Origin of the sequence: Pseudomonas sp. (genome assembly GCF_050739775.1) — a bacterium.
Lineage (GTDB): Bacteria > Pseudomonadota > Gammaproteobacteria > Pseudomonadales > Pseudomonadaceae > Aquipseudomonas.
The window spans coordinates 1-25683 of sequence record NZ_JBOICA010000030.1 but is presented as its reverse complement, the minus strand read 5'-3'; the positions used below and the strand labels follow the sequence as shown (position 1 = coordinate 25683).

Below are 25683 nucleotides of genomic sequence, written 5' to 3'. Positions count from 1 at the left end.
TGCCCTATAATCCCGGGCACTTAGCTTGTGGAGCCTGCCATGCCGAATTTACGCCTCGCCGACCTGACCGCCGAAATCGAAGCCAACGTGCGCCGTGCGTTGCTCGAAGACATCGGCAGCGGCGATATCACCGCCCAGTTGATCCCGGCCGAGCGCCTGGCCAAGGCCACCATCATTACCCGCGATGATTGCGTAGTCGCAGGTACCGCCTGGGTCGACGCGGTGTTTCGTCAGCTCGATCCGCGGGTGGCGGTGCACTGGCAGGTCAAGGATGGCGATCGCGCGCAGGCCAACCAGCCATTGTTCCATCTCGAAGGCCCAGCCCGCTCGCTGCTGACCGGTGAGCGCAGTGCGCTGAACTTCCTGCAATTGCTCTCGGGCGTGGCCACTCGCGCCCAGTTTCTCGCCGACAAAGTCGCCGATACCCAGGTCAAACTGCTCGACACCCGCAAAACCCTGCCGGGCCTGCGCCTGGCGCAGAAGTACGCAGTCACCTGCGGCGGCTGCCACAATCACCGCATCGGTCTGTTCGATGCCTTCCTGATCAAGGAAAATCACATCGCCGCCAGCGGTGGCATTGCCCAGGCCATCAATGCCGCACACAAAATCGCCCCCGGCAAGCCGGTGGAAGTCGAAGTGGAAAGCCTGGACGAGCTCAAGCAAGCCCTGGATGCCGGTGCCGACATCGTCATGCTCGACGAACTGAGCCTGGACGACATGCGCGAAGCGGTGCGCCTGAATGCTGGCAAGGCCAAACTCGAAGCCAGTGGCGGGATCAATGAAAGCACCCTGCGGGTGATTGCCGAAACCGGCGTCGACTACATCTCGATCGGTGCCATGACCAAGGATGTGAAGGCAGTGGATCTGTCGATGCGACTGAGCCTCTGAGGGCACAAAAAAACCGGCCATCAGGCCGGTTTTTTCTTTAACAGCCCGCGATTAGGCTTATCAGAACGAAGCGTTCTGCAGCCCATCCAGGTAACGCTCGACATCCAGCGCCGCCATGCAGCCGGCGCCGGCGGAGGTGATGGCCTGACGGTAAACGTGGTCAGCCACGTCGCCAGCCGCGAACACCCCTTCAACGTTGGTCGCAGTGGCGTTGCCGTCACGGCCGCCGTTGACCACCAGGTAGCCGTCCTTGAGGGTCAACTGGCCTTCGAACAGCGAAGTGTTCGGGGTATGGCCGATCGCGATAAACACACCGTCAACCTTGATTTCATCAAAGCTGCCGTCGTTGTTCCTCAGGCGTGCACCGGTGACACCCATGTCGTCGCCCAATACTTCATCCAGGGTGGCGTTGAGTTTCAGCTCGATCTTGCCTTCGGCAACGCGGGCATTGAGCTTGTCGATCAGGATCTTCTCGGCGCGGAAGGTCTCGCGGCGGTGAACCAGGGTGACCTTGCTGGCGATGTTGGCCAGGTACAGGGCCTCTTCGACTGCGGTGTTACCACCACCAACTACTGCCACCGGCTTGTTGCGATAGAAGAAACCGTCGCAGGTCGCGCAGGCGGAAACGCCTTTGCCCATGAACGCTTCTTCCGACGGCAGGCCCAGGTAGCGAGCGCTGGCGCCAGTGGCGATGATCAGTGCATCACAGGTGTAGGTGGCGCTGTCGCCTTTGAGGGTATACGGCTTGCTGGCCAGGTCAACGGCGTTGATATGGTCGAACACCACTTCGGTCTCAAAGCGCTCGGCATGTTCCTGCATCCGCTGCATCAGCGCCGGGCCGGTCAGGCCGTGGGCATCGCCCGGCCAGTTGTCGACTTCGGTGGTGGTGGTCAGCTGGCCACCAGCCTGCATGCCGGTGATCAGCAGCGGCTTGAGGTTGGCACGGGCGGCATAGACCGCAGCGCTGTAACCGGCAGGGCCGGAACCGAGGATAATCACTCGCGAATGACGTACTTCAGACATGACACTCTCCTGTCGATGCGGGCGCTGTATTGCCCGCATCGTAACGCCGGGATCGCCGGCTGGAATAAAAAAGAACCTGCGAAGCACTTGGGGAAGGCTTTTGGCCGCAGGTCCTGAAAATCGTTAAACCGCGGCCTTACAGGCTGGCAGCATTTTCCGCCAGGTAGTCGGCAACGCCCTTGGCGTCAGCCTTCATGCCTTTCTGGCCTGGGCGCCAGCCGGCCGGGCAGACTTCACCGTGCTGTTCGGTGAACTGCAGGGCTTCGACCAGACGGATCATCTCGTCGACTTCACGACCCAGCGGCAGGTTGTTGACCACCTGGTGCTGAACCACGCCTTGCTGGTCGATCAGGAACGAGGCACGCAGTGCTACGCCGTCATCGTGTTCGATACCGTAAGCACGGGTAATCTCGTGCTTGACGTCGGCAACCATGGTGAACTCGACTTCGCCGATCCCACCTTTCTCGACGGGTGTGCTGCGCCAGGCGTGGTGGGTGAACTGCGAGTCGATGGAAACACCGACCACTTCCACACCCAGCTCACGGAATTTATCCATGCGATTGTTGTGGGCAATGATTTCCGACGGGCAGACAAAGGTGAAGTCCAGCGGCCAGAAGAACAGCACGACGTATTTGCCGCGCAGAGAAGAAAGCTTGAAGCTGTCGACGATCGATCCGTCGCCCAGCACCGCCGCCGCATCGAAATCAGGGGCTTGCTTGTTGACCAGAATGCTCATGAAAACTCCTTGAAGATTAGAATTCGAAGGCGTTGAAAAGATGTGCACACTTTAGCGAGGCCGCAGAGATTAAGGAAATATCCTTAGACAATCCACCTTATAGGCCGACTCTATTCATCACCAAGGACTACAGCTGTTTGCCTATGAAGGTACGCCCTACAACCTGCCGAGCTTTTGTTACAGCCCGTGTCCCAGCTTGCGCCGCGCTTTCGCCGGTCGCTCAAACTCGGTAAGGTCAGCGCGTTTGCCTTTACCCGGAGCCCCCTATGCAAGCCCCTGTCCTCTCTGGCCCTCAGTACCTGCGCGAAGGACTGAAACTGGTCCTGAGCCCGAGCCTGCGCCTGTTCGTGTTGCTGCCACTGGCAGTCAACCTGCTGCTATTCGTCGGCCTGATCTACTTTGCTGGCCATCAGTTCAGCCTCTGGGTCGATTCACTGATGCCCAGCCTGCCGAGCTGGCTGAGTTTTCTCGATTATGTGCTCTGGCCCCTGTTCGTGGTCCTGGTGGGGCTGATGGTGTTCTTCACCTTCACCATGCTGGCCAACATCATTGCCGCGCCGTTCAATGGCTTCCTGGCGGAAAAAGTCGAAGTGGTGGTACGTGGCAGCGATGACTTCCCGGCCTTCAGCTGGGCCGAACTGATGGCCATGGTGCCACGCACCCTAGGCCGCGAGATGCGCAAGCTAGGCTATTTCCTGCCACGGGCGATCGCGCTGTTCATCCTCTCGCTGATCCCGGTGGTGAACATCATCGCCGCACCGTTGTGGCTGCTGTTTGGCATCTGGATGATGGCCATCCAGTACATCGACTACCCGGCGGACAACCACAAGCTGAGCTGGCAGGACATGCTCGCCTGGCTGCGCGAAAAACGCTGGCAGAGCATGGGCTTTGGCGGTTCGGTGTACCTGGTGCTGCTGGTGCCCTTCCTCAACATCCTGATGATGCCGGCCGCGGTGGCAGGCGCCACGCTGTTCTGGGTGCGGGAACGGCATTGAGGCAGCACGGCGTAGCTGCCGGCTAAAGCAGCTACGCCGCACGCAGTCATCAGCTCGAAAGCTGACTGGAGAACTGCCCCACCGCATTGACCACTTTCTTCGCGCCCTCCTGAATCTCGACGATCACTGTACCGGTCTGCCCGGCCAGGGTCAGGCCTTGCTCGGCCTGGCGCTTGCTGCTGTCGATGATGTCCACTGCGGCCTTGGCCAGTTGCTCGTTCTGCTGCACCACGCGGGCGATTTCCTCGGTGGCGGTGCTGGTACGCGAGGCCAGTTGCCGTACTTCGTCTGCAACCACCGCAAAACCACGGCCCTGCTCACCGGCACGGGCGGCTTCGATGGCGGCGTTGAGGGCCAGCAGGTTGGTCTGGCCGGCAATGTCACTGATGGTCTTGATAATCGAACCAATGACCTGAGACTGCTTGTCCAGCGCCTCGATACCGTTGGCCGCCTCCTGCATGGAGGACTCCAGGCCGCGCATCACCTCCACGGTCTGGGTAACCACCGCAGTGGCACTGCGCGCGCTGTTGTCGGTTTCCAGCGAAGTGCTGTAGGCAATATCCGCAGCCTCGGCCACGGCGATTTCCTGATTGACCTGGTCGGTGATCACGGTGGCGAACTTGACCACTTTGTAGAGCACGTCATGGGCATCGATGATCGGGTTGTAGGAAGCCTCCAGCCAGACTACGCGGCCATGGGCATCCACCCGTTTGAAGCGCTCGGCGACGAATTCGCCGCGGCGTAGCTTGTCCCAGAACGCCTGGTAAGCCTGGGAGTTGTACTCCTCCGGCTCGCAGAACTGACGGTGGTGCTTGCCGACCACTTGCTCCAGGCGATAGCCCATGGTTTGCAGAAAGCGATCGTTGGCAGCCAGCACCTCACCTTGCAGGTTGAACTCGATCACCGCGGTAGAACGCATCAGTGCCTTGATCAGGCTTTCATGTTCGCGCGAGGTTTCGATGGTGCGAGTCAGGTCGCTGGAGTGCAGGGTGAAATACTTCAGGCGCCCCTCACTGTTCTTGACCGGCTGCAGGATCGACCGCAACCAGGCCTCCTGGCCATTGCCACGCAACAGGCGAAACGCACCATTGAGATGCTCACCACGGGTGATGGCAATCTTCATGCGCTGGTAGAAATCCAGCTGTTTGACATGGGCTGGCACGATCTCTTCGATATTGCGTCCGATCAATTGATGGCTGCTGTACAGCATCTCTTTCTCGAAATTGCTGTTGACCGATTCAATCCGCCCGTGGGGGTCGAGCTGCAATACCAGCATCTCGCTGTCCAGGCTGCTCTTGACTTGTTCCATGGACAGCAGCTCTTCGCGCAGCTGGAGGTTTTCTTTTTTCAGTTTGCTGTTGAACATCAACGCTCTCCTGGAGCGAAATCGATCATTCGAATGCTTCTGCATCGGCTGATTGTCAGACATTCTTGAGCGCCCCCCTGGGAAATATTTTCTGCCGAAGAACGCCGTAAATCGGACGCCATAAATCAGTCATAAATACGTCACAGCAGCGCAATCGAGGCCGCTGAAACTGGTCTTCATGAGCGCACCAGCCCTGCATGTCACCCTGATCAGCGAAACCTTCCCACCCGAGATCAATGGCGTGGCCAATACCCTTGGCCGCCTGAGCGAAGGCTTGCGCCAGCGCGGCCATCAGGTCGAGCTGGTGCGCCCCCGCCAGGCCGACGATCCGGCGGGTGCCGGTAATGATCGGCAATTGCTCTGCCGCGGCTGGCCACTGCCCGGTTATCCGGGATTGCAGTGGGGCCAGGTGTCGATGCACAAGCTGATCCGCCGCTGGCGTCGGCAGCGCCCTGATGTGCTGTACATCGCCACCGAAGGTCCGTTGGGCTTGAGTGCCCTGCGGGCGGCACGCAGGCTGGGGATTGCCGTAGTCAGCGGCTTTCACACCAACTTCCATCAGTACTCCAGCGAGTATGGCCTGGGCCTGCTGGCAAGGCTGCTCACCCATTACCTGCGCTGGTTTCATCGGCGCACCCACACCACCCTGGTGCCCAGCGTCAGCCAGCGCTTTGAGCTGGAACGCCGCGGCTTCGACAACCTGACCCTGATGGCCCGCGGCGTCGACAGTCAGTTGTTCAACCCAGGAAGGCGAAGCCAGGCGCTACGTGAACAGTGGGGGTTGGAAAATGATGATATCGCCCTGCTGCATGTCGGGCGCCTGGCGCCGGAGAAGAACCTTGGCTTGCTGCAGCAATGCCTGCAGGCTGCTCGACAACACTATCCCCAGCGGCGCATCAAATTGATTGTGGTGGGTGACGGCCCGCAGCGCAGCGCGCTGCAACAACAATTGCCCGATGCCCTGTTCTGCGGTGCACAACGCGGCGAAACCCTGGCCGAACATTACGCCTCGGGGGATATCTTCCTGTTCCCCAGCCTGACCGAAACCTTCGGCAACGTCGTGCTCGAAGCCCTGGCCTCAGGCCTGGGCGTAGTGGCCTATGATCAGGCGGCCGCCGCCCAGCACATTCGTCACGGCCACAGCGGCGCGTTGGCCATGCCCGGCGACAAAGACGCCTTCATTGATGCGTGCAACTGGCTACTGGAAGACTCGGAAGCCTTGCGTCGGGTGCGCTTGAATGCTCGTCAACACGCCAGCCGCCAAGGCTGGCCAGCGATTATCGAGCAGTTCGAGAACCACCTGCGCGAGGCCTGTCGCCAAGGCCAGGGCAGCGTCGCGCCCCGGCACCCGACGGCGCTGACGATCAAACCAGAGTCGTCAACGCCTCGCGGCTGAACGGCAGGATGTCCTGTTCACGCCCATCACGGACCTTGGCTGCCCAATCCGGATCGACCAACAGTGCACGGCCCACGGCAACCAGATCGAACTCATCATTGTTCAGGCGCGTCAGCAGGTTTTCCAGGCTGGCTGGCTGCGCCACTTTATCGGTGGCAACCATGAACTGCAGGAACTCGCCATCCAGGCCGACGCTGCCGACAGTGATGGTGGGCTTGCCGGTGAGCTGACGGGTCCAGCCGGCCAGGTTGAGGTCCGAACCTTCGAACTCGGGCTCCCAGAAGCGGCGGGTGGAGCAGTGGAAGATATCCACACCGGCTTCGACCAGCGGCTGCAGGAACGCGCCCAAGGCCTCGGCGCTGTCAACCAGGCGGGCGCTGTAATCCTGCTGCTTCCACTGGGAGAAACGGAAAATGATCGGAAAGTCCGCGCCGACAGCCGCGCGCACGGCCTGGATCAGCTCGATGGCAAAACGCGAACGCCCGGCCAGATCGCCACCGTACTCGTCGGTGCGCTGGTTGCTGGCCGCCCAGAAGAACTGGTCGATCAGATAACCGTGGGCACCGTGGATCTCGACGCCGTCCATGCCAATGGCCCGGGCATCGCGGGCGGCCTGGACGAAGGCCTCGATAACGTCACGAATATCGTCCCGGCTCATACTATGAACCGCCACTTGGCCATCCTTGATCTTCTCGCTTGGGCCATAGCCCGGCACGCTGGCGTCCGGCTCGCTGCCCAGGCGCCGCACACTGCCGACATGCCAGAGTTGCGGGACGATACGTCCACCTTCGGCATGCACTGCATCGACCACCTTTTTCCAGCCGGCCAGGGCGTCTTCGCCATGGAAGCGCGGTACGTTCGGATAACCGTTGGCGGCCTTGTGACCGACCGTGGTGCCTTCAGTAATGATCAGACCGACACCGGCGGCGGCACGCCGGCGGTAATACTCGACCACCTTGACATGCGGCACGCCACCTGGGCAGAACGTCCGGGTCATCGGCGCCATGACCACGCGGCTTGGCAACTCGAGGGCGCCCAGTTGGACAGGGGTGAACAGTGCAGTGGCGGACATGCGGCGCTCCAGAGAAGTAGGAATGCGCCTGAGGATAGGGCGCGCCGTTAGAGCGGCCCAGTACTATTGATTTGAGTGATTTAACAGCATCGCGGGGCAAGCCCCGCGATAGGACCTGTCAGCCCAACGCCTTCTCGATTGCCTGCACCACTGCCGCATCATCCGGCGCGGTCCTAGGCGAGAAGCGAGCCAGCACCCGGCCGTCCTTGCCAACCAGAAACTTCTCGAAGTTCCAGGTGATATCCCCCGGGAACTCGGCGCCTTCCCCGGCCAGCAAGCGATACAGCTGATGACGCTCAGTGCCATTGACCTCCAGCTTGCTACCCAACGGGAAGGTCACGCCGTAATTCAGGCTGCAGAACTGCTGGATTTCTTCTTCAGTGCCCGGCTCCTGCCCGGCAAACTGGTTGCACGGCAACCCCAGCACACTGAAACCTTTGCCTTTGTACTGCTGATACAGGTTTTCCAGCGCCGCGTATTGCGGGGTCAGGCCACACTTGGAAGCGACATTGACCACCAGCACCACCTGGCCCTTGAACGGCGCCAGAGGCAACTCCTGGCCATTCAACGCCTGCAACTTCAGGTCGTGAAATGCACTCATGACGTACTCCCCTCTCCAGATCCTGGTTGCCGCTACGGGCTGCAATCAGTAACACCAGCCCATTAAAAAGGCGCCCTGCCAAGCCGTCTTCCCCTACTGGAATGCGACGGACTTGCCCGGGCGCCTTCGCGACTCTCTGAGCTTAGCGCAGAAAATCAGTGGTGATGGCCACCTTCGCCATGGACATGGCCATGGGCTACTTCCTCTTCGCTGGCGTCACGGATGTTGACGACCTTGACCTTGAAGTTCAGGCGCTGACCGGCCAGCGGGTGGTTGCCGTCGACGGTTACATCGTCGCCATCCAGGTCGCGAATGGTCACGATCTGCATCTGGCCATCGGGCGCGGAAGCGTGGAACTGCATGCCCACTTCCAGCTGATCGACGCCTTCGAACATGCTGCGGTTCAGGGTGCTGACCAGTTCAGCCAGGTATTCGCCGTAGGCGTCTTCCGGCTCGATGGCAACTTCCAGTTCGTCACCGGCAGTTTTGCCTTCCAGGGCTTTTTCCAGGCCTGGAATGATGTTGCCTGCGCCATGCAGGTAGACCAGCGGAGCGCCGCCGGCGGAGCTGTCGATGACCTCACCAGCGTCGTTGGTCAGGGTATAGTCGATGGAGACAGCCTTGTTGGCGGCGATCAGCATGGGGCGAGACCTTTTGCATAAGAATGTAGAACGAACAAGTGTAACCAACGCATCGCCTGAAAGCGAACGCAACCCGGACAAACGGGACAGGCCGCCACCAGCCCAATGCCGGGCTTTTACCTGTGGCGGGTGCGCTCAGGGTGCCGATAGCGATACCCTTGGCAATTGATTCTTTTTGCACAGCTCATTTCGAGAAGCTCGCATGCAGACATTTTTCATCGCGCCGACCGACTTCGGTGTCGGCCTGACCTCCATCAGCCTGGGCCTGGTTCGCACCCTTGAGCGTGCCGGGCTGAAAGTCGGTTTCTTCAAGCCGATTGCCCAACCGCACCCCGGCGACACTGGCCCCGAGCGCTCCACCGAACTGATCGCCCGCACCCACGGGCTCAAGCCACCACAGCCGCTGAGCCTGGCCCATGTCGAGCGCATGCTCGGCGATGGCCAGCTGGATGAACTGCTCGAAGAAATCATCACCCTGTACCAGCAAGCGTGCGTCGGCAAAGACGTGGTGGTCGTCGAAGGCATGGTCCCGACCCGCCACGCCAGCTATGCCGCCAGGGTCAACCTGCACCTGGCCAAGAGCCTGGATGCCGAAGTGATCCTGGTTTCGGCACCGGAAAACGAAGTGTTCACCGAGCTCTCCGGCCGGGTCGAGTTGCAGGCCCAGCTGTTTGGCGGGCCGAAAGACCCGAAAGTACTCGGTGTGATCCTCAACAAGGTGCGCACCGACGAGAGCATGAGCGTGTTCGCCGAACGCCTGAAGGAACACTCGCCACTGCTGCGCGGCGATGACTTCCGACTACTGGGCTGCATTCCCTATCAGGCCGAGCTCAACGCCCCGCGTACTCGCGATGTGGCCGAACTGCTCGGTGCCCAGGTGCTCAACGCCGGTGATTACGAACAGCGGCGGATGAACAAGATCATCATCTGTGCCCGCACCGTGGCCAATACCGTGCCACTGCTCAAGCCCGGCACCTTGGTAGTAACGCCGGGCGACCGCGACGACATCATCCTCGCCGTCAGCCTGGCGGCGATCAACGGTGTGCCCCTGGCTGGCCTGCTGCTGACCAGCGACAGCAAGCCTGACCCGCGCATTCTCGAGTTGTGCCAAGGTGCATTGCTGGCCGGTTTGCCGATCCTCTCGGTGAGTACCGGCTCGTATGACACGGCCAACCAGTTGAACCAGCTGAACAAGGAAATCCCGGTGGATGACCGCGAGCGCGCGGAAATCATCACCGATTTCGTTGCCAGCTACCTGGACGCCGACTGGCTGCACCAGCGCTGCGGCACGCCGCGTGAGCTGCGCCTGTCGCCAGCGGTATTCCGCTATCAACTGATCCAGCGCGCCCAGCAAGCCAACAAACGCATCGTCCTGCCTGAAGGCGCCGAGCCGATGACCGTACAGGCCGCGGCCATCTGCCAGGCTCGCGGTATCGCCCGCTGTGTGCTGCTGGCCAAACCCGACGACGTTCAGGCGGTAGCCCGGGCCCAGGGCATCACCTTGCCCGAGGGCCTGGAAATCCTCGACCCGGACCTGATCCGCGAACGCTATGTCGAGCCGATGGTCAGCCTGCGCAAGAGCAAGAGCCTGAACGCGCCCATGGCCGAGCAACAACTGGAAGACCCGGTGGTCATCGGCACCATGATGCTGGCCCTGGACGAGGTCGATGGCCTGGTCTCCGGGCTGGTCCACTCCACCGCCAACACCATCCGTCCGGCCCTGCAACTGATCAAGACCGCGCCGGGCTGCAGCCTGGTGTCGTCGGTATTCTTCATGTTGTTCCCCGAGCAGGTGCTGGTGTACGGCGACTGCGTGATGAACCCGCACCCCACCGCCGGCGAACTGGCGGAAATCGCCCTGCAGAGTGCCGACTCCGCCGAGGCCTTCGGTATTGCCCCGCGGGTGGCGATGATCAGCTACTCCAGCGGTGATTCAGCCAGTGGCGAAGAAGTAGAGAAAGTTCGCGAAGCCACCTTGCTGGCCCAGGAAAGCCAACGCAGCCTGCAGATCGATGGCCCGTTGCAGTACGACACCGCCGCTAACCTGGAAATCGCCCGGCAACTGGCGCCCAACAGCCAGGTGGCGGGGCGCGCGACCGTGTATGTGTTCCCGGACCTGAACACCGGCAACACCACCCACAAGGCGGTGCAACGCAGCGCAGACTGCGTAAGCCTCGGGCCGATGCTGCAAGGCCTGCGCAAACCGGTCAACGACCTGCCTCGCGGCGCTCAGGTCGACGACATCGTCTACACCATTGCCCTGACCGCGATTCAGGCCAACCGCTCACTGGATAGCTGAACATGCTCGGATTTCTACCCGCGCCACTGCGCGGGGTGATTGCCTCGGTGCTGCTGGGGCTCAACACCATTGTCTGCTGTACCCCGTTGTTCATCGTCAGTCTGTTCAAGCTGTGCCTGCCGTTCGCGGCGGCGCAGCGGCTCACCGACGAACTGATGCGCCATATCCATGAGGCCTGGATCAGCAACAACAACGCCTGGATCAACCTGCTGGGCCAAACCCGCTGGCAGGTCGAAGGTCTGGCCGGGCTGGACTACCAGCACAGCTACCTGATCACCAGCAATCACCAGAGCTGGGTGGATATCCTGGTGTTGCAATACGTGCTCAACCGCCGCATCCGCCCACTGAAGTTCTTTCTCAAGCAGGTGCTGATCTGGGTACCGGTGATCGGCCTGGCCTGGTGGGCATTAGGCTTTCCGTTCATGAAACGCTACTCCAAGGCGTACCTGGCCAAGCACCCGGAAAAAGCCGGCAAAGACCTGGAAACCACCCGTCGTACCTGCGCCAAGTTCCGCGGCAGACCCACCGCCATCTTCAACTTTGCCGAAGGCACCCGCTTCACGCCAGCCAAGCACCGCCAGCAGCAATCGCCGTTCAAGCACCTGCTCAAGCCCAAGGCGGGCGGCATTGCTTTCGTACTCGATGCCATGGGTGAACAGCTGCAGTCGATCGTCAACGTCACCCTTCACTACCCAGCCGGTGCACCGGGGTTCTGGGATCTGCTGTGCGGACGGGTGAAGCACATCGTCGTGCATCTGGAAGAACTGGCGATTCCGGCTGAGTTCCTGGGCAACAACTACGACCAGGATGAGGCTTATCGTCTGGCCTTTCAGCAATGGATCAACCAGCTGTGGCAGGACAAAGATGCCCTGCTTGAGCAACTGCGGCAAAACAACACCGCCTGAGTCCGTCAGAAGCATCTATGCTCTTGGCTTCATCAGCCATCACACGGAATGTAAGCCTATGAAACCGTTGCGCACCCTGACCCAGGCCATTGCCCTTGCTTCGCTCATGACTGCAGCCAGTTACTCGGTACAGGCAGAAGATATTCTGATCGACGGCATCGCCAGTGAAAGTATCGTCGATACCAAGGTCCTGGCCGTCGATGTGGATAAGCGCCTGGTAACGGTCGCGGGCCCCAATGACACTCAGGTGCCCATCCAGTTGAGCGAGAACGCCAAGGACCTGCACAACCTCAAGGTCGGTGACCTGGTCAACGTCAAGGTCAATCACTCTGTGGCAACGGTGCTGGATACCACCGTGGGGGGTGAGCCGGGTGTCAGCAAGGAAGCCGGGGTTATCCGCGCTACCAAAGACAACCCCAACCCGGGTGGCGAAGCCTTCCGCCAGGTCAAGGTCACCTCGAAGATCACCAAGGTCGACCTGAAAGCGCACGAAGTAACCCTGCTGCCTCCTGAAGGCCCGCAGAAAGTGGTGAAGGTTGAAGATCCGGAGCTGCAGGCGCGGATGAAAAACCTCAAGGCTGGCCAGACGGTCGACATCGTTTTCACCGATGTGCTGAAGATCACGACCCAGCACTAAAGCTGATCGCGGGGCAGCCCGCGCCCACAAAAAAGGGGAGCCAGGCTCCCCTTTTCACATCGTCTGAAACTTACTGGTACTGCTGACCAGGAATCGGTTTGAGGTTGACCTCTACCCGACGGTTTTGCGCACGGCCGTTGGCGTCGGCGTTGCTGGCGATCGGTTGGTCCGGGCCCAGGCCGCGTGCGGTCACGCGGCTGGCATCGACGCCTTGCGAGGTCAGGTAGGTGACCACCGACTGGGCGCGGCGCTGGGACAGGTCCATGTTGTGCTGGCGGCTACCGGTGCTGTCGGTATAGCCGACCACTTCAATGGTGTTCTGGTTGAACTGTTTGAAGGAGTTGGCCAGGTTGTTCAGCGGCGAGTAGAAGCTTGGGGCGATGTTCGCCGAATCGGTGGCGAAGGTGATGTTGCCCGGCATGATCAACTTGATCTGATCGCCCTCACGTTGCACTTCGACACCGGTATTGGCCATGCTCGCACGCAGCGCAGCTTCCTGCTTGTCGGCGTAGTAGCCGTAACCGGCAGCAGCGGCACCCACGGCGGCGGCGCCGATCAATGCGCCCTTGCCACGGTTGTTATGGTCGATGGCCGCACCGGCAATGGCACCGGCCAGCGCACCCAGGCCGCCGTACTTGGCGGTTTTACTCATCCCGGTGGAGCCTTGTTGCGCCTGGCCCTGGCTGTCGTACGGGTTCTGGCTGGCACAACCGGACATCAGGGCGGCAACGCTAGCGACGATAATCAAACGACGCATGGTGAACATGGACAAGCTCCTACTGAATTCGAAAGTGCAGCAAACCGATTTGCGGTTCTGCGCCAGCCTTGGATTGCAGAAAAACAAAAAAATTCCCTGAAACCTCAGGCGCGTACAAAAGGATTCTGGCGCATCTCATCGCCCAGGCGGGTATCCGGGCCGTGACCGGTGACCACCGTGGCATCCTCATCCAGGCTGTACAGGCGCTGCTTGATCGAACGAACGATAGTTGCTTGATCACCGCCCCACAAATCGGTGCGACCAATGCCCCGACGGAACAGGGTATCGCCGGCGATCAGCAGTTTGGCATCGGCAAACCAGAAACTCATCGACCCTGGCGTGTGCCCCGGCGTATGCAGCGCCACGCCGCAACCACAGGCCAGTTCCTCGTCATCGGCCAACCAACGGTCTGGCGATGGCACCGGTGTGTAGGGCACGCCGAACATCTGGCATTGCATTTCCAGGTTGTCCCAGAGGAACTGGTCGTCCTTGTGCAAGTGCAAGGTGGCGCCGGTCTTTTCCTTCAGTTGCCCGGAGGCGAGGAAATGATCCAGGTGCGCGTGGGTGTGGATGATGCTCACTACCTTCAGGCCATGTGCATCTAGACGGGCGAGGATCTGCTCATGGTTACCGCCCGGATCGACGACGATGGCCTTTTTACTGATCGGGTCGCCGATGATGGTGCAGTTGCACTGCAACGGGCCGACGGGGAAGGTTTCGCGGATGAGCGAGGGTTTTCCGGGTTCCATGGAGGTTCCTTGAAGATTGGTGGCCCATTTTGGCGCAGTAGGTAAGCGTGGGCGAGCATAGTACGACGAGCGAACTGACGCAGATCAATGCAGTTCCTTGGTATCCACTCGATCAAAACGAGTGAAAGACCATCAGCCCGCCCTCGGCATCCGGGCTGGCGTCGGAAAACCCCTTGACCGCGTACAGTTGAACCTTCCATTGCTGGTTGAGCTTATGGGTGACAAACAGCGTGAGTTCCTGGATTTGCGATCCCGTGGAGACGACTTTCTGCCTCCAGTCGTAGGAGGCGCCCGCCGTGGTACGCACTGCCACGGGGGTAGAGAAACCAAGGCTGGCAAATACCGGATCGTCGAAATCGCTATCAGGCGGGTCGCCGTACTTTTTCCAGCCCAGGGTAGCGAAACCGGTCACCGGGCCAAAGGTCCTGGCGAGGTCGACCTGAGCGGTATAGTCGGTTTCGCCGGTGCCCAGGCACTGGTCTTCATCCGCTGTGGGAAATTTGACCTTGCCGATCAGATCCACCAATACGCCGCCCTCACTGCCGTCGAGCAAGGCATAGCCTGCGCTGGCGACCGTATCGCCCAGGCCGCTTTCCACGTCCCGGCAACCGCCAGGTAATGGATCGCCATCCGGCCCGACTTCAGGGTTGGTGATGCGCAGCCAGGGCACGGTGACTTTGTAGGTCATGGGGCCGGTTTCGTACTTGCCCACCACTGGCATGTACCAGATTTCCGAGGTGGTCTCGGTGCCATAGTCACCGCGTGAGTAATCGAGGCCAATGGCAGTGCTGAAGGTCTCGGCCACGGCCGGTACGCAGACGCTGGCAAGCAGGCCGGTAAACAGAGTGAGCGTGGGTCTCATCTTCACCTCAAGGTCTCGGAGGCAAACGCTATCGGACTTACCCAGCCTAGTTGTTTATTCACTGGATGCAGGTTGGCCTCGCGGCTTGAGGCTAACGACCGGATCGTTCCGGGCGCTCTACTTTCTCGGTCTTCTCTACTTTCTCAGGCTTTTCCACTTTCTCGGCCTTCTCCACTTTTTCAGGCCTTTCGACTTTCTCAGCCTTCTCCACTTTTTCAGGCCGTTCGACTTTCTCGACCTTCTCTACTTTTTCAGGCCTTTCTACCTTCTCGACCCTCTCCACCTTTTCAGGCCTTTCGACTTTCTCGACCTTCTCCACTTTCCCAGGCTTTTCTACCTTCTCGGCCTTTTCTACTTTCTCTGCTTTCTCGACCTTATCGGGCCGCCCGCTGTTGTCCTCTTTCTCGGGTTGCTCGACTTTCTCAACGCGCTCCGACTTGCCAGAGTTGTCCACCGCTTCAGACTTCCCGCTATCTTCACGACCGCTACCGTGGCTCCCTTCGCTGCGCGCCTCACCACTGTGACCGCTGTTGCCGTCGCTGGAGCTACCCGAGGTGTGGTCACGTTGTTCAGTGTCGTCGTGCGTGCCACTCTTGCGTCCTGAATGGTCCCTGCCGGAGGTATCGGCGCGCTCGCTGTGGAGTTCGACCCGGGTTGCCCGCACCTCTCGTGCGCCACTGAGCACCCCGCTTACCCGTACGCGTTGATTCAGTGCCAGCCTGGAGGGCTGCTCACCGACAACCACCGTGTCGCGCGCCACCGTCACATTGAAGCCGCCCACTACCAGGCGCCGATCCTGCCGGCCTTGCACCAGACCTTCGATCACCACCTCGCGTACCCGACCGGCGAATGGCAGGCTCGGGTCAGGCCGGCTCTGGGCGACTTCCAACTGGCGGCCGGACCACTGACCACGGACAAGCACTTCCTGCGCAGACGCCACCCGGCTCCCCAGTTTCAAGCCCTGAAGGCTACCGCTGCGATCGATCGATCCGATGGCACTGACCTGCTTGAGGCCCGGTGCCCGCTCGATGCGGCTGGCCACCACCTCACCACTGGCATTGCGTAGCCCGCTGACCCTGACCGGTTCACCCGGGCGTAGCCCTACGGCAACCCGCGCGCCCTTGGCCAGATGCACCGGCTGGCCCATGACCCGCAGTGGCGACGCAGCATTTGCCAGCGCCGTCAGCGGCCCTTCGTAGACATTCAGGATCGCAATGCGCCCGGCCTCCAGGCCTCGCTTGCTGGGGTAAGACTCCACCGCAACCACTTGCCCGATTGCCAGGTGGTCGCTGCTGGCGGCGACGCCGTTTTCGCTCACGGGGACATCTTTGCCGAAATGCACTTCCATGCCATTGACGCAGATCGAGGCAAACCCGGTAATGGTGCCGACGATACCGGTGCCACCGGTACCGCCCGGCGACCCGATCGGCGCCCCCGTACCGCCGGTTCCACCGGGCCGCTGCTGGATCGGCGCACCGCTACCACCGACCCCACCATTGTCGCTCTGGATACCGGTGCCACCGGTGCCGCCCAGAAACTGCAGGCCCGCAGCGTCCGTCATGCCGATTTCATCGCGACTGACACAGACCGGTGCTGCGTTCCCCCATGAGGGAAACCCCAGGTTCAACGCGAAACCCAGGACGAGGGCGACAGCATGAAAGCGGCGCAGTGGCGAGATCATGGGGGAGGCGCCGTCGGCGAATTAGGCTCAGTGTAGAAATAAAGTCCGATGGTGATGCGCTGGCGTGGATCGGGGCTGGATAGATCGCGGTTTTCGAGGTCTGCGGCAAGCCGGCTGAAACCGAGCAAGGTCTGCATCCCCTCGCTGGCCACAGTCTCGCGTAAGGTTTCGACGCTGACTGGGGACAGGGCGTCGTAGTGCACGCTGCGTTCGAAGAAAGGCTGCCCTTGCGCGGTCAGGTTGTGCACCGCTGCGCTGGCATGGTCGTGCAGGTTGTGGGCAAGGTAGGCGGCTTTTTCGTCAAAGCCCTTCTGCGGTACAAATGCCTGGGCCTCGAGGTGCACACAATCCTGTTCATCAAGCCGCACCACGCCAAGGCGCAACCATTCGTCGAGCACCACCCGGGCGCGGATGTCCGTGCTGACCTGCGCCACCAGCGCATCAAAGGAGACATCACCGCCAACACTTGCCAGTCGCGGCAGCGGTAGCGCTTGGCCAGCCGCCTTGCAAAACGGCTGGCTGTTGGTCCAGGCATTAACCAACTGCGCGCCCAAGGTGATGTTCTCCGGCAATGCCATACTCGCCGTGTCGCCCTCCTTGCGCAGGCGCCTGACGTCCTTGCGATGGACCCCGGTAAGCAGGCTGATGCGGCTGTCGCTCGGCGCTTTGTCGTCCAGACGAAACTCTCGATCAGCCACATCGACAAACACCTCCTTGAGCAAATCGGCGAACACCGTATAGGTGACACCTTTGCGAAGCATCAGGCGTACCAGGGGACGCATGACCCGTCGCAAAGCGCTCAACAGCGAAGGAGGGAGTGTGGGCGAGTGCATTGCCGTCAATCAGCTCCTGCTGTTGTCGTCACCAGGTTCGCCGCCGACGTGATTGCCACGGTCATCACCCGGTTCGCCACCCACATGATTACCACGGTCATCACCAGGCTCACCGCCAACATGATTGCCATGGTCGTCGCCAGGTTCGCCGCCAACATGATTACCATGGTCATCGCCGGGCTCACCGCCCACATGATTGCCATGGTCATCGCCGGGCTCACCACCCACATGATTGCCATGATCATCGCCAGGCTCTGAGTGGTTGCTGCTACGCCCGGAGTTCGAGTTGCCGGCCTGGCCCTGGCCTGCGTCGCCATGGCTGCTGCCGCTATGACCGCTGCCACCGCTGCTGCCACTGCCGTTGCCAGCATGGCCACCACCATTGCCGCTTCCACCATGGCCGCCTGAACCTCCGCTTCCACCGTGACCGCCACCGTTGCCGCCTCCATGGCCACCTCCACCATGGCCGCCACCGCCGCCGCCATGACCACCGCCGCCACCACCGTGGCCGCCACCGCCGCCGCCATGACCACCGCCACCTCCACCGTGGCCACCACCACCGCCACCGTGACCACCGCCGCCTCCACCGTGGCCGCCTCCACCACCACCGCCACCATCTTTGGCGTAGGCACTAGAGTTCTGGGTAATCGAATCGGGGATCAAAACGAGGGAGGCCGACAGCACACCGCCAATGGCCATCGCCAGTAGAGCCTTCTTGAACAGCCGATGAGTCTGCATCTTCCGTCTCCTGGTCATTACCGCGAGAAACGCAATATCAAGTCGGAAATCGTTCGGTATTGTTGTACTTTTTATATCGTGGGAAATTTTCCCACATAAAAAAACTAGACCCCTTCGCCCAGGGATTCAAGCGGCGCAGAGGAAAGCCGACCAGCGGAAGATATTTTCGCGGGGCAAGCCCGGTGGGAGCGGGCTTGCCCCGCGATCAATTGCTCACGGCAGATAAAGCCTGAACAAGCCCCCGCCCAACGCCCCGCCATTGGCGATCTCGATCCGCCCCTTCACCCCATTGCGCTCGTGCAAGGCCGCAATCCGCGCGGCAAAGTACAGCCCCAATCCCGTGCTGCCACTCTGCGCATCAATGCCCTGCACGTAGTCATGCTGACGTTCGAGCATACGCGCCGGAAATCCCGGGCCATCGTCGTTGATGCTCAGCAACAGCTGCTCGTCTTCGTCACTTACCGTGATCAGCAAGGTGTGACCGGTGTAGCGAATGGCATTGTTGAGGACGTTGGCGACCACCGAGCTCACCAGTTCACGGTCGAAAAATCCCAAGGGGCTGGCGGTTTCAATACGCCAACTGGCGAGGATATCGCGGTGCTGCAGCAGGTTCTGCTGGGCCGCCAGTTGCGCCTCGATAAAGTCGTCGAGTTCGTGGTAATCCGGGCACATCGGCAGCTGATTGATGCCGAGTTTGTACAGCCCCAGCAACTGCACCAGCATGCCGTTGAGATGAGTGAATTCGTGCTCCATCACCCCCTGCTCGCTACCGCCGCGCTGGGCTTCGGGCAGACGTGCCAACCACTGCTCATGGGCCTGGGTCAGGGCCGACAGGGAGTTTTTCATGTCATGTACGGTGGAGGCGATCACCGTGGCGAAATCCAGCCCCTGATTGTCCTGGTTCATGCGCCAAAGGCCCGGATGTGCAGTTTGCGGTAACGGTCGTAACGGCTGTCGCTCTCGGGGATGCCGGCCACGCAGGTCAGGCAGGCGCGGCATTCATCCGTGATCGCCGGCGGTGGTGTTTCTCCACCGATGCGCAACAAGGCTTGGGCAGTGTTGAGGGCGATGCTGATGTTCTTTGGCTGCAGCGCCAGGGCACGACGGAACAGCCCCAGTGCTTCACTGAGCTGACCACCCTGGTAGCTGCGCACGCCTTGACGGTTGAGGTCGACCGCTTCAGTCACCGCCCCCAGCACTGCCGGGTCGTCAGTCAGGCGCGAAACGCTCTGCATCACCTTGGGGTCATCGCCGTAGGTTTCCACGCAGTTTTTCAGAATCGAGGTGCCGGCCGATTCCTGGCCGAGCTTCTGCAACTGGGTAGCCACCACCAACGCCGCGTCGACGGAGAAGAACTGCTCCATCTTGTCCAGGCGGGCCATGGCTTGCTCAGTCAGCTTGGCGGCGGTTTCGGCGTCGCCGGCCTGTTGCAGGCTCGCCGCTTTCATCAACCGCGCACGTACCTGCAGGCCCTGGTCCTCGACATTTTCCTTGGCCACCTCACTGAGCACAGTGTTGATCTCGACCCGGGTGCGCGCATCCAGGCCGTTGCCGGCGTTCTTGTTCATCAGCGCCTGGACCAGGCCCAGGTTGCTTTCCGGGTCCTTGTAGCGCGAACTCTGACCCTGGTTGACCGCATGCCGATAAGCCTTCGAGGAGGTGTCGAAGTCATCGTTGCTCAGCGCCAGCTTGCCCAACATCATCTGCCGGCGCACCGCCAGGGGCGACAGGCGTACCGCTTCTTCCAGCACGCCCTGGGCGCGCTTGCTTTCCCCCTGGGCTACCAGCACCTCGGCCAGTCCGTCGTAAAGACCAGGCATCATTGGGAAAGCTTTGAGCGCCTGCTCATATACGCTCTGGGCCTGGGAAAACTGATTGCGCTTGTACAGCAGGTTGCCCAGGGCCGCGTAGGCCCAAGGGGTGGCCCGGCTGGAGATAATGGTGGTGAGGAATTTTTCCAGCTCGTCATAACGATTCAGGTCGCGCAACGCATCGGCGCGGTAACGCAAGCACAACGGCGCGAAGCGCGGGTCCTTCTTGCATAACTCGGCGCAAGCCGCCAGCACCTCGGCCGGGCGGCCACGGTCCAGGGCCTGCAGGATCGGCTTGAGCAAGGTCTTGCGCTGCACCAGCTTTTCCAGGCGCTGGGCCAGCCCGATACGGTTGAACGGTTTGGTCAGGTAAGCATCCGGCTCATGCTCCAGGGCACTGAGAACAATCGCTTGGCTAGTCTCGGCGGTGACCATGAGAAACACACACTCATGGCTGATCAGCTTGTCGAGAATCAGGTCTTCGAGCACCTGTTGGCCGTTCTTCTTACCATCGCCCAGATGGAAGTCCTGGAGGATGAAGTCATAACGTTTCTGCGCGCACATGCGCAGGGCCTGCTCACCGCTGTCGGCAGTATCGACATCACGCACACCCAGCTCGCGCAGCATGGAGCGGGCGGAACTGCAGAAGTCCGAGAAATCATCGACGATCAGAAAACTTTTTTGGCTGTAGACCTGCATCCACGAAACCTGACATGGCAAATAAAAAAAATGCACAGACCTCAACAACCACAGGCTGGCTTCGCGGGTAAATATGGTACGACATCAGGGGCGGCACCCATGGGCTGTCAACAAACGTTATGCTCAGGCTCCTGTTGCAGCGACCCGGAACTGATTGTCGCCACTGCGCTTGGCCTCATACATGGCCAGGTCCGCAAGGTGAATCAAGGTGTCCATGCTCGCGGCATGATCCGGATAGATCGCTACACCCAAGCTGGTGCCTACCTGAAATAGCTCACCGGAAATGATCATGGGAAAAGCCAGCGACTCGATCACGTTGCTGCAGATCAGCCGCACTTCCTCCTCTAACCCCAGACCGGGTGAGAACCCTTCAAGGATCAGGACAAACTCATCACCACCGATCCTGGCCACGGTATCGGCCGGCCGCAGCATTTGCTTGAGCCGCTTGGCCGTAAACATCAGCACCTGATCACCGATGGCATGGCCTTTACAGTCGTTGATCACCTTGAAGTCGTTAAGATCGAGAAACGCCAAGGCCACCCTGGTGTTTGTCTCGCGGGCCTTTTCCAGGGCCAGCGCCAGGCGTTGCTCAAGCACCAGGCGGTTGGGTAGCCCGGTCAAGGCATCGTTGTGAGCCAAGCTCTGCAGCTGGTTGGCCCAAGCCTTTTCCTCGGTGATGTCGCGCACCACACCCATCATTTTCACTGCCACGCCCTGGTTGTTGCACACCACGTTACCGGTCTCGCGCAGCCAGCGGATGCTGCCGTCGGGCCAGACCACACGGTACTCTTCATCATGATTTTCACCGGTTTCGATGCAGCGCAGTTCACCGGCGCGGACCTGGGCGCGGTCATCCGGATGCACGCTGGCACAGAAGCGTTCGTAGCTGGGGACGACTTCCCCGACCTGAAAGCCGAACATGGGATAGATGGCGTCAGACCAATAGAGCTTTTCGGTGTCGATATCCCAGTCCCAGGTGCCAATACGGGCGAAGTACTGGCTGCGCTTGTAGCGCTCGATGTCCTCCGGCAGCACAGCGCAACCCGCTGCCTGGCTAGCGTCCAGGTCATCAAGCTGCTGGCGGCATTCGCGCAACTGCCGTTGAAGGTCACGCCCACGCAACAACGCACGAAACCACAGGATCGACAAGACGCCCAAGCCGATCCATGGCGCGACGATGTACAGCATCTGCGTCATGGCAAAGCGCTCAACAATGATAGCAAGCAGCCATCATCTTCGATCCTCAGCTCCTCGTAAAGCCTGGCGCAGGCTATCCCTCAGCGCACAGACTGGCAGGTCAGCTCGGCACCGTACCATTTCACTTTAGCTTCGCCCTGATGCTCCCAGAACTCGACCCCTTGGGCGCCATACTTGCTACCGCTGCCTGAAGGTTGGGCAATAGCGATGGTCTGATCATCGCCATAGGTGAGCACCGCCGCCTGGGGTTCGAGCTGGTTGTAGAACACAGCCGTGAAGGGTTTGCTGTTGTCATCGCAGTCAAATTCGACGGCTGCCGGCACCTGCACCGCACCTGACTGGATCTGCAATTTGACGATGCGTACCTGGTATTGCTCAAGCACACAGGCATCAACATCGCTGGCTTTCCAACACTCATCGCGGCCTTTGATCCAGCCGCGCTGTGTCGCCTTGAGCTGCTTTTGCGTATCGCTATCGGCTTGCCCGAGCGCGCGTTTGTAGAGTGCTGCGAGGTCACGATCCAGTTTGCTCATTTGCGGGCTCTGGCACACTTTCAGCGCCATGCCTTGGGCATTGTCACAGGAGAAAGACGGCCCTTCTGCCGCCAGCGCTGCACCTGTGGACAACAAGCAGGTCAACAGCAACAGGGTGCGCGCACGAAACATGGGCAAAGCCTCCACCAGGAAAGAACCTGTCAGAGAGTACAGCAGAAACTTGTCCCGCAGCCCTGCTCGTCAGAGCAGGCCCAAGGCCTTCGCCCGGGCGACAGCCTGGGTCCGGCGCTCAACGCCCAGCTTGCTGTTGATGTGGCTGGCGTGAGTCTTGACTGTGTGCAGCGAGATGAACAGCTGCTCGCTGATTTCCTGATTGGAGCAACCCTGGGCGATCAACTCCAGCACCGCCCTCTCCCGTGTGCTCAAGGCTTCACAGCTGCCGCTGACGACTTCCGGGGTATCCAGGACCGGCAACAGCGCCAGAAGGCTGGCCTGAGTCGGGCTCGCGGGCTGTATCAGCAACTGATCGCGCAGCCACAGCGGGTGTTCCTGCAACAACCGCTGGAACGGTTGCAAGGCGCCACCACGTGCGGCTTCCAGGCTCAACGCCAATAAATCGCGGGCCTGCCTCTCATTGTTATTGGCCAGTAGCAAACCTGTCCATTGGCACAGTGCAGTGACGCTGAGCATGTGTCCACCGCTGGCCTGACCGCGTTCCACCAACGCTTGCAGGCGCTGTCCGGACTGTTCCAGACGCCCTTGGATACGCTCTAGCAAGGCCTGCTGCAGTTCGATATGCAACGGCAACAAGGGATGGAACTCCGGTGCTGCAGCCGCCTTCTTGCCGCCATAGGTCTGGCCCAGGCGCAACAGCCAGGACTCGGCCAGGTCGGTACGCCCCTGAGCCAGCCAGAGTTCGCATTTGACCAGGGTGATCATCGCCAGATAGAAAATCGGCGGTACGTCCCAGATGTGCATCAGCCGTTCGGCCTCGGCCAGCTCGGCGAAAGCTTCGGTAAAGCGACCCTCACGGCCATCCAGCGAAGCGATCACACAGTGGCCGATCAGCACGCTGATGTCGCGACAGGCCCGCGCCTCGACCAGGCCGGCACGCAGGCGGCTGCGCCCGGCCTCCGCTTGCAGGCACGCGGCGAGTAGATAGCCTTCGTATAAGGTCAGGCGTGCCCGCGCCGCGTACAAGCGTTGCGCTGACAGGCCCTGCAAGCGCTGCAAGCCCTGGCGCACTTCATCCAGGGCGCGCAGCACCTCGCCGCGCGCATGCAGCACCCGCGCGCGGTCGTAATGCGCCAGGGCTTCGAACAGCGGGTTGCCAACCCGCTGAGCCAGTTCCAGGGCTTCGCGGTTCCAGCTGCGGGCCCGTCCAAAATCAGCATCGGCTATGGCCAGGTTGGATAGTGTCGACAAGCACACCAGGCGCTGGCCATAGCGCTTCTGCGGCAGACTGCGCAGGGCCTCGACACAGAACGACCGGGTGCCCTCACGATCGCCACGGCCGCGAGCGATGACACCGCTCAAGGCCAACCATTGCGCGAGCATGGACTTCTGCGCGGTCGCCGACGGCGCAGGCAGAAAGCGACTCAGGTGACTGGCCAGTTCTTCGGCGGCGTCGAGTTGTCCGGCCAGGCCCAAGGCCCAGCTGTACAGCACAATCAGTCGTGGCGTGCTGATCAGCAGGCTGTCGGGCAGGTCCATCTTCCAGCGCAACAACATGCCGACGTTCTGCTCGGCCAGCAGTTGCTCTTCGGAAAGGTTCTGCACCAGGTTGGCAGCGACATCCAGGTGCCCTGCCCGCAAGGCCTGCTCTACCGCCTCGTCGAGCAAGCCCTGGCCATGGAACCAGCGACAGGCACGCAAGTGCAGGCTCGACAGCGGCAGGCTGGGCTGACGACTGCGCAGCAGGTCGGAAAAAAGATGGTGATAGCGATACCAGCGCCCATGTTCGTCCAGCGGCACCAGGAACACCTGATGCGCCTGCAGATAAGCGATGATCTCGGCACTGTCGTGGCTGTCGCGCAACGCATCGCACAAGTCGCTGCAGAAGCGCTCCTGACAGGCGGTGTCGTTGAGAAAGCTCTGGACTTCGGCCGGCAGAATATCGATGACTTCTTCGAGCAGGTAATCGCGAATCAGTCCCTCACCGCCATGCAAAGCCTGGGGCAACGCACTGTCCGCGCCAGACTCGCTGGCCGCCAGTTGCCAGAAACGCAGCCCGGCAATCCAGCCGTCACTGCGCTGGATCAGGTTGTCCAGGGCCTGGCCGCGCAAGCCGGTTGACTGCTGGCCCAACACCGCCAGCGACTCGTCGGGGGTCAGGCGCAGGTCCTGTTCGTTGAGTTCGAGCAATTGGCGCGACAGGCGCAGACGCGCCAGGTGCCAGTCCGGACGCAGGCGGCTGGTGACCAGCAGGACCAACCCCGGTGGCAGGTGATTGAGGAAAAACTGCAGGCAGCGATCGAGTACCGGGCCCTGCGCCAGGTGGTAGTCATCGAGCACCAGCAACAAGGGATTGTGTGGCTGCAGGTGGTGGGCCAACTCATCGAGCAGGCCATCGATCCACTCTTCGAAGGCAAAGGGTTGATGGCGCTGGCGCATCTTGAGCAGGCCCAGGGCCTGGTTGCCCACCGCCGGGCAATACTGCTGCAGGCCTTCAAGCAAGCGTTCGAGAAAGCGTCCCGGATCGTTGTCACGACGGCTCAATCCCAACCACAGGCTGCTCCAGTGATTGGGCAGGCCCTGGCAGAACTCCACGGCCAGGGAGCTCTTGCCGAAACCTGCCGGCGCATTGACCAGCAACAGTCGGCCGCCCAGCCCTGATTGCAGCCGCTGGGACAAACGCGCCCGCGGCACGTGCCCTTCAGGCAGTGGCGGACGATAGAAGCGTCCCTCCAGGACGCTCATGGCCTGGCTGGCGAACCCTTGCGTACGGGACAGATCAGTCATGGCCGGCTCGTTTTAGTTAGAGGTTCTTCGGCAGTACGGGTCAGGGCAGACTAACGGTTAAAAACGCACATTTGAAGATGATTGCCACCCTTTGCGGGGAAAAGACTACAACAAAAAGCGATATTAGCGAGCCAGGCAGGCTACGCAATCGGCATAGGGGGCGGCCTTCATAGGCCGCGCCCCTGCCACACCACCCGGCATGCGGGTCCGCACCGGGCGGTTCGAGAGATTGAGGTTATGAGAGACGCACCAGACCCATCCTGTCAAACCACGCTACGTTCAGCACTCGGTTGAGCTCAAAGCGGCTGTTGCGCCACCAACTGCATGAGCTGGCTGCCACCT

23 protein-coding genes and 2 pseudogenes are annotated in these 25683 nt (G+C 61.1%); 7 read left to right on the top strand and 18 right to left on the bottom strand.

Annotated elements, in window-relative coordinates; all coding sequences use genetic code 11:
• The first annotated feature begins 39 nt into the window (after window positions 1–39).
• Window positions 40–888: a carboxylating nicotinate-nucleotide diphosphorylase gene (nadC, locus tag ACRESH_RS16660; RefSeq protein ID WP_431743013.1), complete on the top strand. Its 849-nt coding sequence runs from the start codon at window positions 40–42 to the stop codon at window positions 886–888.
• Window positions 889–948: 60 nt separating this feature from the next.
• Here nadC and trxB read toward each other — a convergent pair whose 3' ends face one another.
• Window positions 949–1911, bottom strand: coding sequence for a thioredoxin-disulfide reductase (gene trxB / locus ACRESH_RS16655; protein WP_431743012.1), 963 nt, complete (start codon window positions 1909–1911; stop codon window positions 949–951).
• Between the two features lie 136 nt (window positions 1912–2047).
• Window positions 2048–2647 carry a peroxiredoxin gene (locus ACRESH_RS16650; protein WP_431743011.1) on the bottom strand — a complete coding sequence of 200 codons (600 nt, stop codon included), beginning with the start codon at window positions 2645–2647 and terminating at the stop codon, window positions 2048–2050.
• A gap of 266 nt (window positions 2648–2913) precedes the next feature.
• Between ACRESH_RS16650 and cysZ the strand changes: the two genes are divergently transcribed.
• Window positions 2914–3642, top strand: coding sequence for a sulfate transporter CysZ (cysZ, locus tag ACRESH_RS16645; RefSeq protein WP_431743010.1), 729 nt, complete (start codon window positions 2914–2916; stop codon window positions 3640–3642).
• Between the two features lie 49 nt (window positions 3643–3691).
• Here the strand turns inward: cysZ and ACRESH_RS16640 are convergent.
• Together ACRESH_RS16640 and ACRESH_RS16635 are read right to left on the bottom strand one after the other, a co-directional pair.
• Window positions 3692–4111 (bottom strand): annotated as a pseudogene (locus ACRESH_RS16640) (methyl-accepting chemotaxis protein); the annotation flags it as partial.
• Between the two features lie 126 nt (window positions 4112–4237).
• Window positions 4238–4918, bottom strand: a pseudogene (locus tag ACRESH_RS16635) (PAS domain-containing protein); the annotation flags it as partial.
• A gap of 268 nt (window positions 4919–5186) precedes the next feature.
• On the opposite strand from ACRESH_RS16635, the gene ACRESH_RS16630 reads away from it, so the two are divergent.
• Window positions 5187–6404, top strand: coding sequence for a glycosyltransferase family 4 protein (locus ACRESH_RS16630; protein ID WP_431743009.1), 1218 nt, complete (start codon window positions 5187–5189; stop codon window positions 6402–6404).
• On the opposite strand, the gene ACRESH_RS16625 is transcribed toward ACRESH_RS16630, so the two are convergent.
• From ACRESH_RS16625 to ACRESH_RS16615, 3 genes are all read right to left on the bottom strand, one after another.
• A complete protein-coding gene (locus ACRESH_RS16625; protein ID WP_431743008.1) occupies window positions 6373–7476 on the bottom strand; it encodes an NADH:flavin oxidoreductase in 1104 nt (367 codons plus the stop codon). The genes ACRESH_RS16630 and ACRESH_RS16625 overlap by 32 nt on opposite strands.
• Window positions 7477–7594: 118 nt before the next feature.
• Complete coding sequence (locus ACRESH_RS16620; protein ID WP_431743007.1) at window positions 7595–8077, bottom strand: glutathione peroxidase; 483 nt, start codon at window positions 8075–8077, stop codon at window positions 7595–7597.
• A 155-nt stretch (window positions 8078–8232) separates the two neighbouring features.
• Window positions 8233–8718: an FKBP-type peptidyl-prolyl cis-trans isomerase gene (locus ACRESH_RS16615; protein ID WP_028944158.1), complete on the bottom strand. Its 486-nt coding sequence runs from the start codon at window positions 8716–8718 to the stop codon at window positions 8233–8235.
• On the opposite strand from ACRESH_RS16615, the gene ACRESH_RS16610 reads away from it, so the two are divergent.
• Genes ACRESH_RS16610 through ACRESH_RS16595 form a run of 4 tightly spaced genes read left to right on the top strand, consistent with a single transcriptional unit; the run spans window position 8687 to window position 12559 of the window.
• Window positions 8687–8887: a hypothetical protein gene (locus ACRESH_RS16610; RefSeq protein WP_431743006.1), complete on the top strand. Its 201-nt coding sequence runs from the start codon at window positions 8687–8689 to the stop codon at window positions 8885–8887. The two genes, ACRESH_RS16615 and ACRESH_RS16610, sit on opposite strands and share 32 nt — an antisense overlap.
• A gap of 33 nt (window positions 8888–8920) precedes the next feature.
• Entirely contained in the window at window positions 8921–11017 is a 2097-nt protein-coding gene (gene pta / locus ACRESH_RS16605; RefSeq protein WP_431743005.1) for a phosphate acetyltransferase, read from the top strand.
• 2 nt (window positions 11018–11019) lie between these two features.
• The gene (locus ACRESH_RS16600) at window positions 11020–11922 is read left to right on the top strand and encodes an acyltransferase (RefSeq protein WP_431743004.1); all 903 of its coding nucleotides are present in this window, start codon (window positions 11020–11022) and stop codon (window positions 11920–11922) included.
• 58 nt (window positions 11923–11980) lie between these two features.
• Window positions 11981–12559 carry a hypothetical protein gene (locus ACRESH_RS16595; RefSeq protein WP_431743003.1) on the top strand — a complete coding sequence of 193 codons (579 nt, stop codon included), beginning with the start codon at window positions 11981–11983 and terminating at the stop codon, window positions 12557–12559.
• 70 nt (window positions 12560–12629) lie between these two features.
• Here ACRESH_RS16595 and ACRESH_RS16590 read toward each other — a convergent pair whose 3' ends face one another.
• The 11 genes from ACRESH_RS16590 to ACRESH_RS16540 all read right to left on the bottom strand — a co-directional run bounded on the left by ACRESH_RS16590 (window position 12630) and on the right by ACRESH_RS16540 (window position 25341).
• Window positions 12630–13325, bottom strand: a complete 696-nt coding sequence (locus ACRESH_RS16590; protein WP_431743002.1) for an OmpA family protein — start codon at window positions 13323–13325, stop codon at window positions 12630–12632.
• 95 nt (window positions 13326–13420) lie between these two features.
• Window positions 13421–14065 carry an MBL fold metallo-hydrolase gene (locus tag ACRESH_RS16585; protein WP_157194192.1) on the bottom strand — a complete coding sequence of 215 codons (645 nt, stop codon included), beginning with the start codon at window positions 14063–14065 and terminating at the stop codon, window positions 13421–13423.
• Between the two features lie 112 nt (window positions 14066–14177).
• Window positions 14178–14927, bottom strand: coding sequence for a hypothetical protein (locus ACRESH_RS16580; RefSeq protein ID WP_431743001.1), 750 nt, complete (start codon window positions 14925–14927; stop codon window positions 14178–14180).
• A gap of 91 nt (window positions 14928–15018) precedes the next feature.
• A complete protein-coding gene (locus ACRESH_RS16575; protein ID WP_431743000.1) occupies window positions 15019–16608 on the bottom strand; it encodes a DUF5666 domain-containing protein in 1590 nt (529 codons plus the stop codon).
• Window positions 16605–17441, bottom strand: coding sequence for a DUF6502 family protein (locus ACRESH_RS16570; RefSeq protein ID WP_431742999.1), 837 nt, complete (start codon window positions 17439–17441; stop codon window positions 16605–16607). The genes ACRESH_RS16575 and ACRESH_RS16570 overlap by 4 nt, the downstream gene beginning before the upstream one ends.
• A 9-nt stretch (window positions 17442–17450) precedes the next feature.
• Window positions 17451–18179 carry a hypothetical protein gene (locus ACRESH_RS16565; protein WP_431742998.1) on the bottom strand — a complete coding sequence of 243 codons (729 nt, stop codon included), beginning with the start codon at window positions 18177–18179 and terminating at the stop codon, window positions 17451–17453.
• A 213-nt stretch (window positions 18180–18392) separates the two neighbouring features.
• Entirely contained in the window at window positions 18393–19085 is a 693-nt protein-coding gene (locus tag ACRESH_RS16560) for a sensor histidine kinase (RefSeq protein ID WP_431742997.1), read from the bottom strand.
• Window positions 19082–20689, bottom strand: a complete 1608-nt coding sequence (locus ACRESH_RS16555) for a response regulator (protein WP_431742996.1) — start codon at window positions 20687–20689, stop codon at window positions 19082–19084. Before ACRESH_RS16555 ends, ACRESH_RS16560 begins: the two co-directional genes overlap by 4 nt.
• A gap of 123 nt (window positions 20690–20812) precedes the next feature.
• Complete coding sequence (locus ACRESH_RS16550) at window positions 20813–21886, bottom strand: diguanylate cyclase domain-containing protein (protein WP_431742995.1); 1074 nt, start codon at window positions 21884–21886, stop codon at window positions 20813–20815.
• A gap of 80 nt (window positions 21887–21966) precedes the next feature.
• Complete coding sequence (locus tag ACRESH_RS16545; RefSeq protein ID WP_431742994.1) at window positions 21967–22551, bottom strand: MliC family protein; 585 nt, start codon at window positions 22549–22551, stop codon at window positions 21967–21969.
• A 69-nt stretch (window positions 22552–22620) separates the two neighbouring features.
• A complete protein-coding gene (locus ACRESH_RS16540; RefSeq protein ID WP_431742993.1) occupies window positions 22621–25341 on the bottom strand; it encodes a LuxR C-terminal-related transcriptional regulator in 2721 nt (906 codons plus the stop codon).
• Window positions 25342–25683: the final 342 nt, after the last annotated feature.

What these genes read in the sequence shown, in the direction of transcription:
- nadC (WP_431743013.1), top strand. Translation starts at nt 40, where the DNA reads ATGCCGAATTTACGCCTCGCCGACCTGACCGCCGAAATCGAAGCCAAC.
- trxB (WP_431743012.1), bottom strand. Translation starts at nt 1,911, where the DNA reads ATGTCTGAAGTACGTCATTCGCGAGTGATTATCCTCGGTTCCGGCCCT.
- ACRESH_RS16650 (WP_431743011.1), bottom strand. Translation starts at nt 2,647, where the DNA reads ATGAGCATTCTGGTCAACAAGCAAGCCCCTGATTTCGATGCGGCGGCG.
- cysZ (WP_431743010.1), top strand. Translation starts at nt 2,914, where the DNA reads ATGCAAGCCCCTGTCCTCTCTGGCCCTCAGTACCTGCGCGAAGGACTG.
- ACRESH_RS16630 (WP_431743009.1), top strand. Translation starts at nt 5,187, where the DNA reads ATGAGCGCACCAGCCCTGCATGTCACCCTGATCAGCGAAACCTTCCCA.
- ACRESH_RS16625 (WP_431743008.1), bottom strand. Translation starts at nt 7,476, where the DNA reads ATGTCCGCCACTGCACTGTTCACCCCTGTCCAACTGGGCGCCCTCGAG.
- ACRESH_RS16620 (WP_431743007.1), bottom strand. Translation starts at nt 8,077, where the DNA reads ATGAGTGCATTTCACGACCTGAAGTTGCAGGCGTTGAATGGCCAGGAG.
- ACRESH_RS16610 (WP_431743006.1), top strand. Translation starts at nt 8,687, where the DNA reads ATGGAGACAGCCTTGTTGGCGGCGATCAGCATGGGGCGAGACCTTTTG.
- ACRESH_RS16615 (WP_028944158.1), bottom strand. Translation starts at nt 8,718, where the DNA reads ATGCTGATCGCCGCCAACAAGGCTGTCTCCATCGACTATACCCTGACC.
- pta (WP_431743005.1), top strand. Translation starts at nt 8,921, where the DNA reads ATGCAGACATTTTTCATCGCGCCGACCGACTTCGGTGTCGGCCTGACC.
- ACRESH_RS16600 (WP_431743004.1), top strand. Translation starts at nt 11,020, where the DNA reads ATGCTCGGATTTCTACCCGCGCCACTGCGCGGGGTGATTGCCTCGGTG.
- ACRESH_RS16595 (WP_431743003.1), top strand. Translation starts at nt 11,981, where the DNA reads ATGAAACCGTTGCGCACCCTGACCCAGGCCATTGCCCTTGCTTCGCTC.
- ACRESH_RS16590 (WP_431743002.1), bottom strand. Translation starts at nt 13,325, where the DNA reads ATGTTCACCATGCGTCGTTTGATTATCGTCGCTAGCGTTGCCGCCCTG.
- ACRESH_RS16585 (WP_157194192.1), bottom strand. Translation starts at nt 14,065, where the DNA reads ATGGAACCCGGAAAACCCTCGCTCATCCGCGAAACCTTCCCCGTCGGC.
- ACRESH_RS16580 (WP_431743001.1), bottom strand. Translation starts at nt 14,927, where the DNA reads ATGAGACCCACGCTCACTCTGTTTACCGGCCTGCTTGCCAGCGTCTGC.
- ACRESH_RS16575 (WP_431743000.1), bottom strand. Translation starts at nt 16,608, where the DNA reads ATGATCTCGCCACTGCGCCGCTTTCATGCTGTCGCCCTCGTCCTGGGT.
- ACRESH_RS16570 (WP_431742999.1), bottom strand. Translation starts at nt 17,441, where the DNA reads ATGCACTCGCCCACACTCCCTCCTTCGCTGTTGAGCGCTTTGCGACGG.
- ACRESH_RS16565 (WP_431742998.1), bottom strand. Translation starts at nt 18,179, where the DNA reads ATGCAGACTCATCGGCTGTTCAAGAAGGCTCTACTGGCGATGGCCATT.
- ACRESH_RS16560 (WP_431742997.1), bottom strand. Translation starts at nt 19,085, where the DNA reads ATGAACCAGGACAATCAGGGGCTGGATTTCGCCACGGTGATCGCCTCC.
- ACRESH_RS16555 (WP_431742996.1), bottom strand. Translation starts at nt 20,689, where the DNA reads ATGCAGGTCTACAGCCAAAAAAGTTTTCTGATCGTCGATGATTTCTCG.
- ACRESH_RS16550 (WP_431742995.1), bottom strand. Translation starts at nt 21,886, where the DNA reads ATGACGCAGATGCTGTACATCGTCGCGCCATGGATCGGCTTGGGCGTC.
- ACRESH_RS16545 (WP_431742994.1), bottom strand. Translation starts at nt 22,551, where the DNA reads ATGTTTCGTGCGCGCACCCTGTTGCTGTTGACCTGCTTGTTGTCCACA.
- ACRESH_RS16540 (WP_431742993.1), bottom strand. Translation starts at nt 25,341, where the DNA reads ATGACTGATCTGTCCCGTACGCAAGGGTTCGCCAGCCAGGCCATGAGC.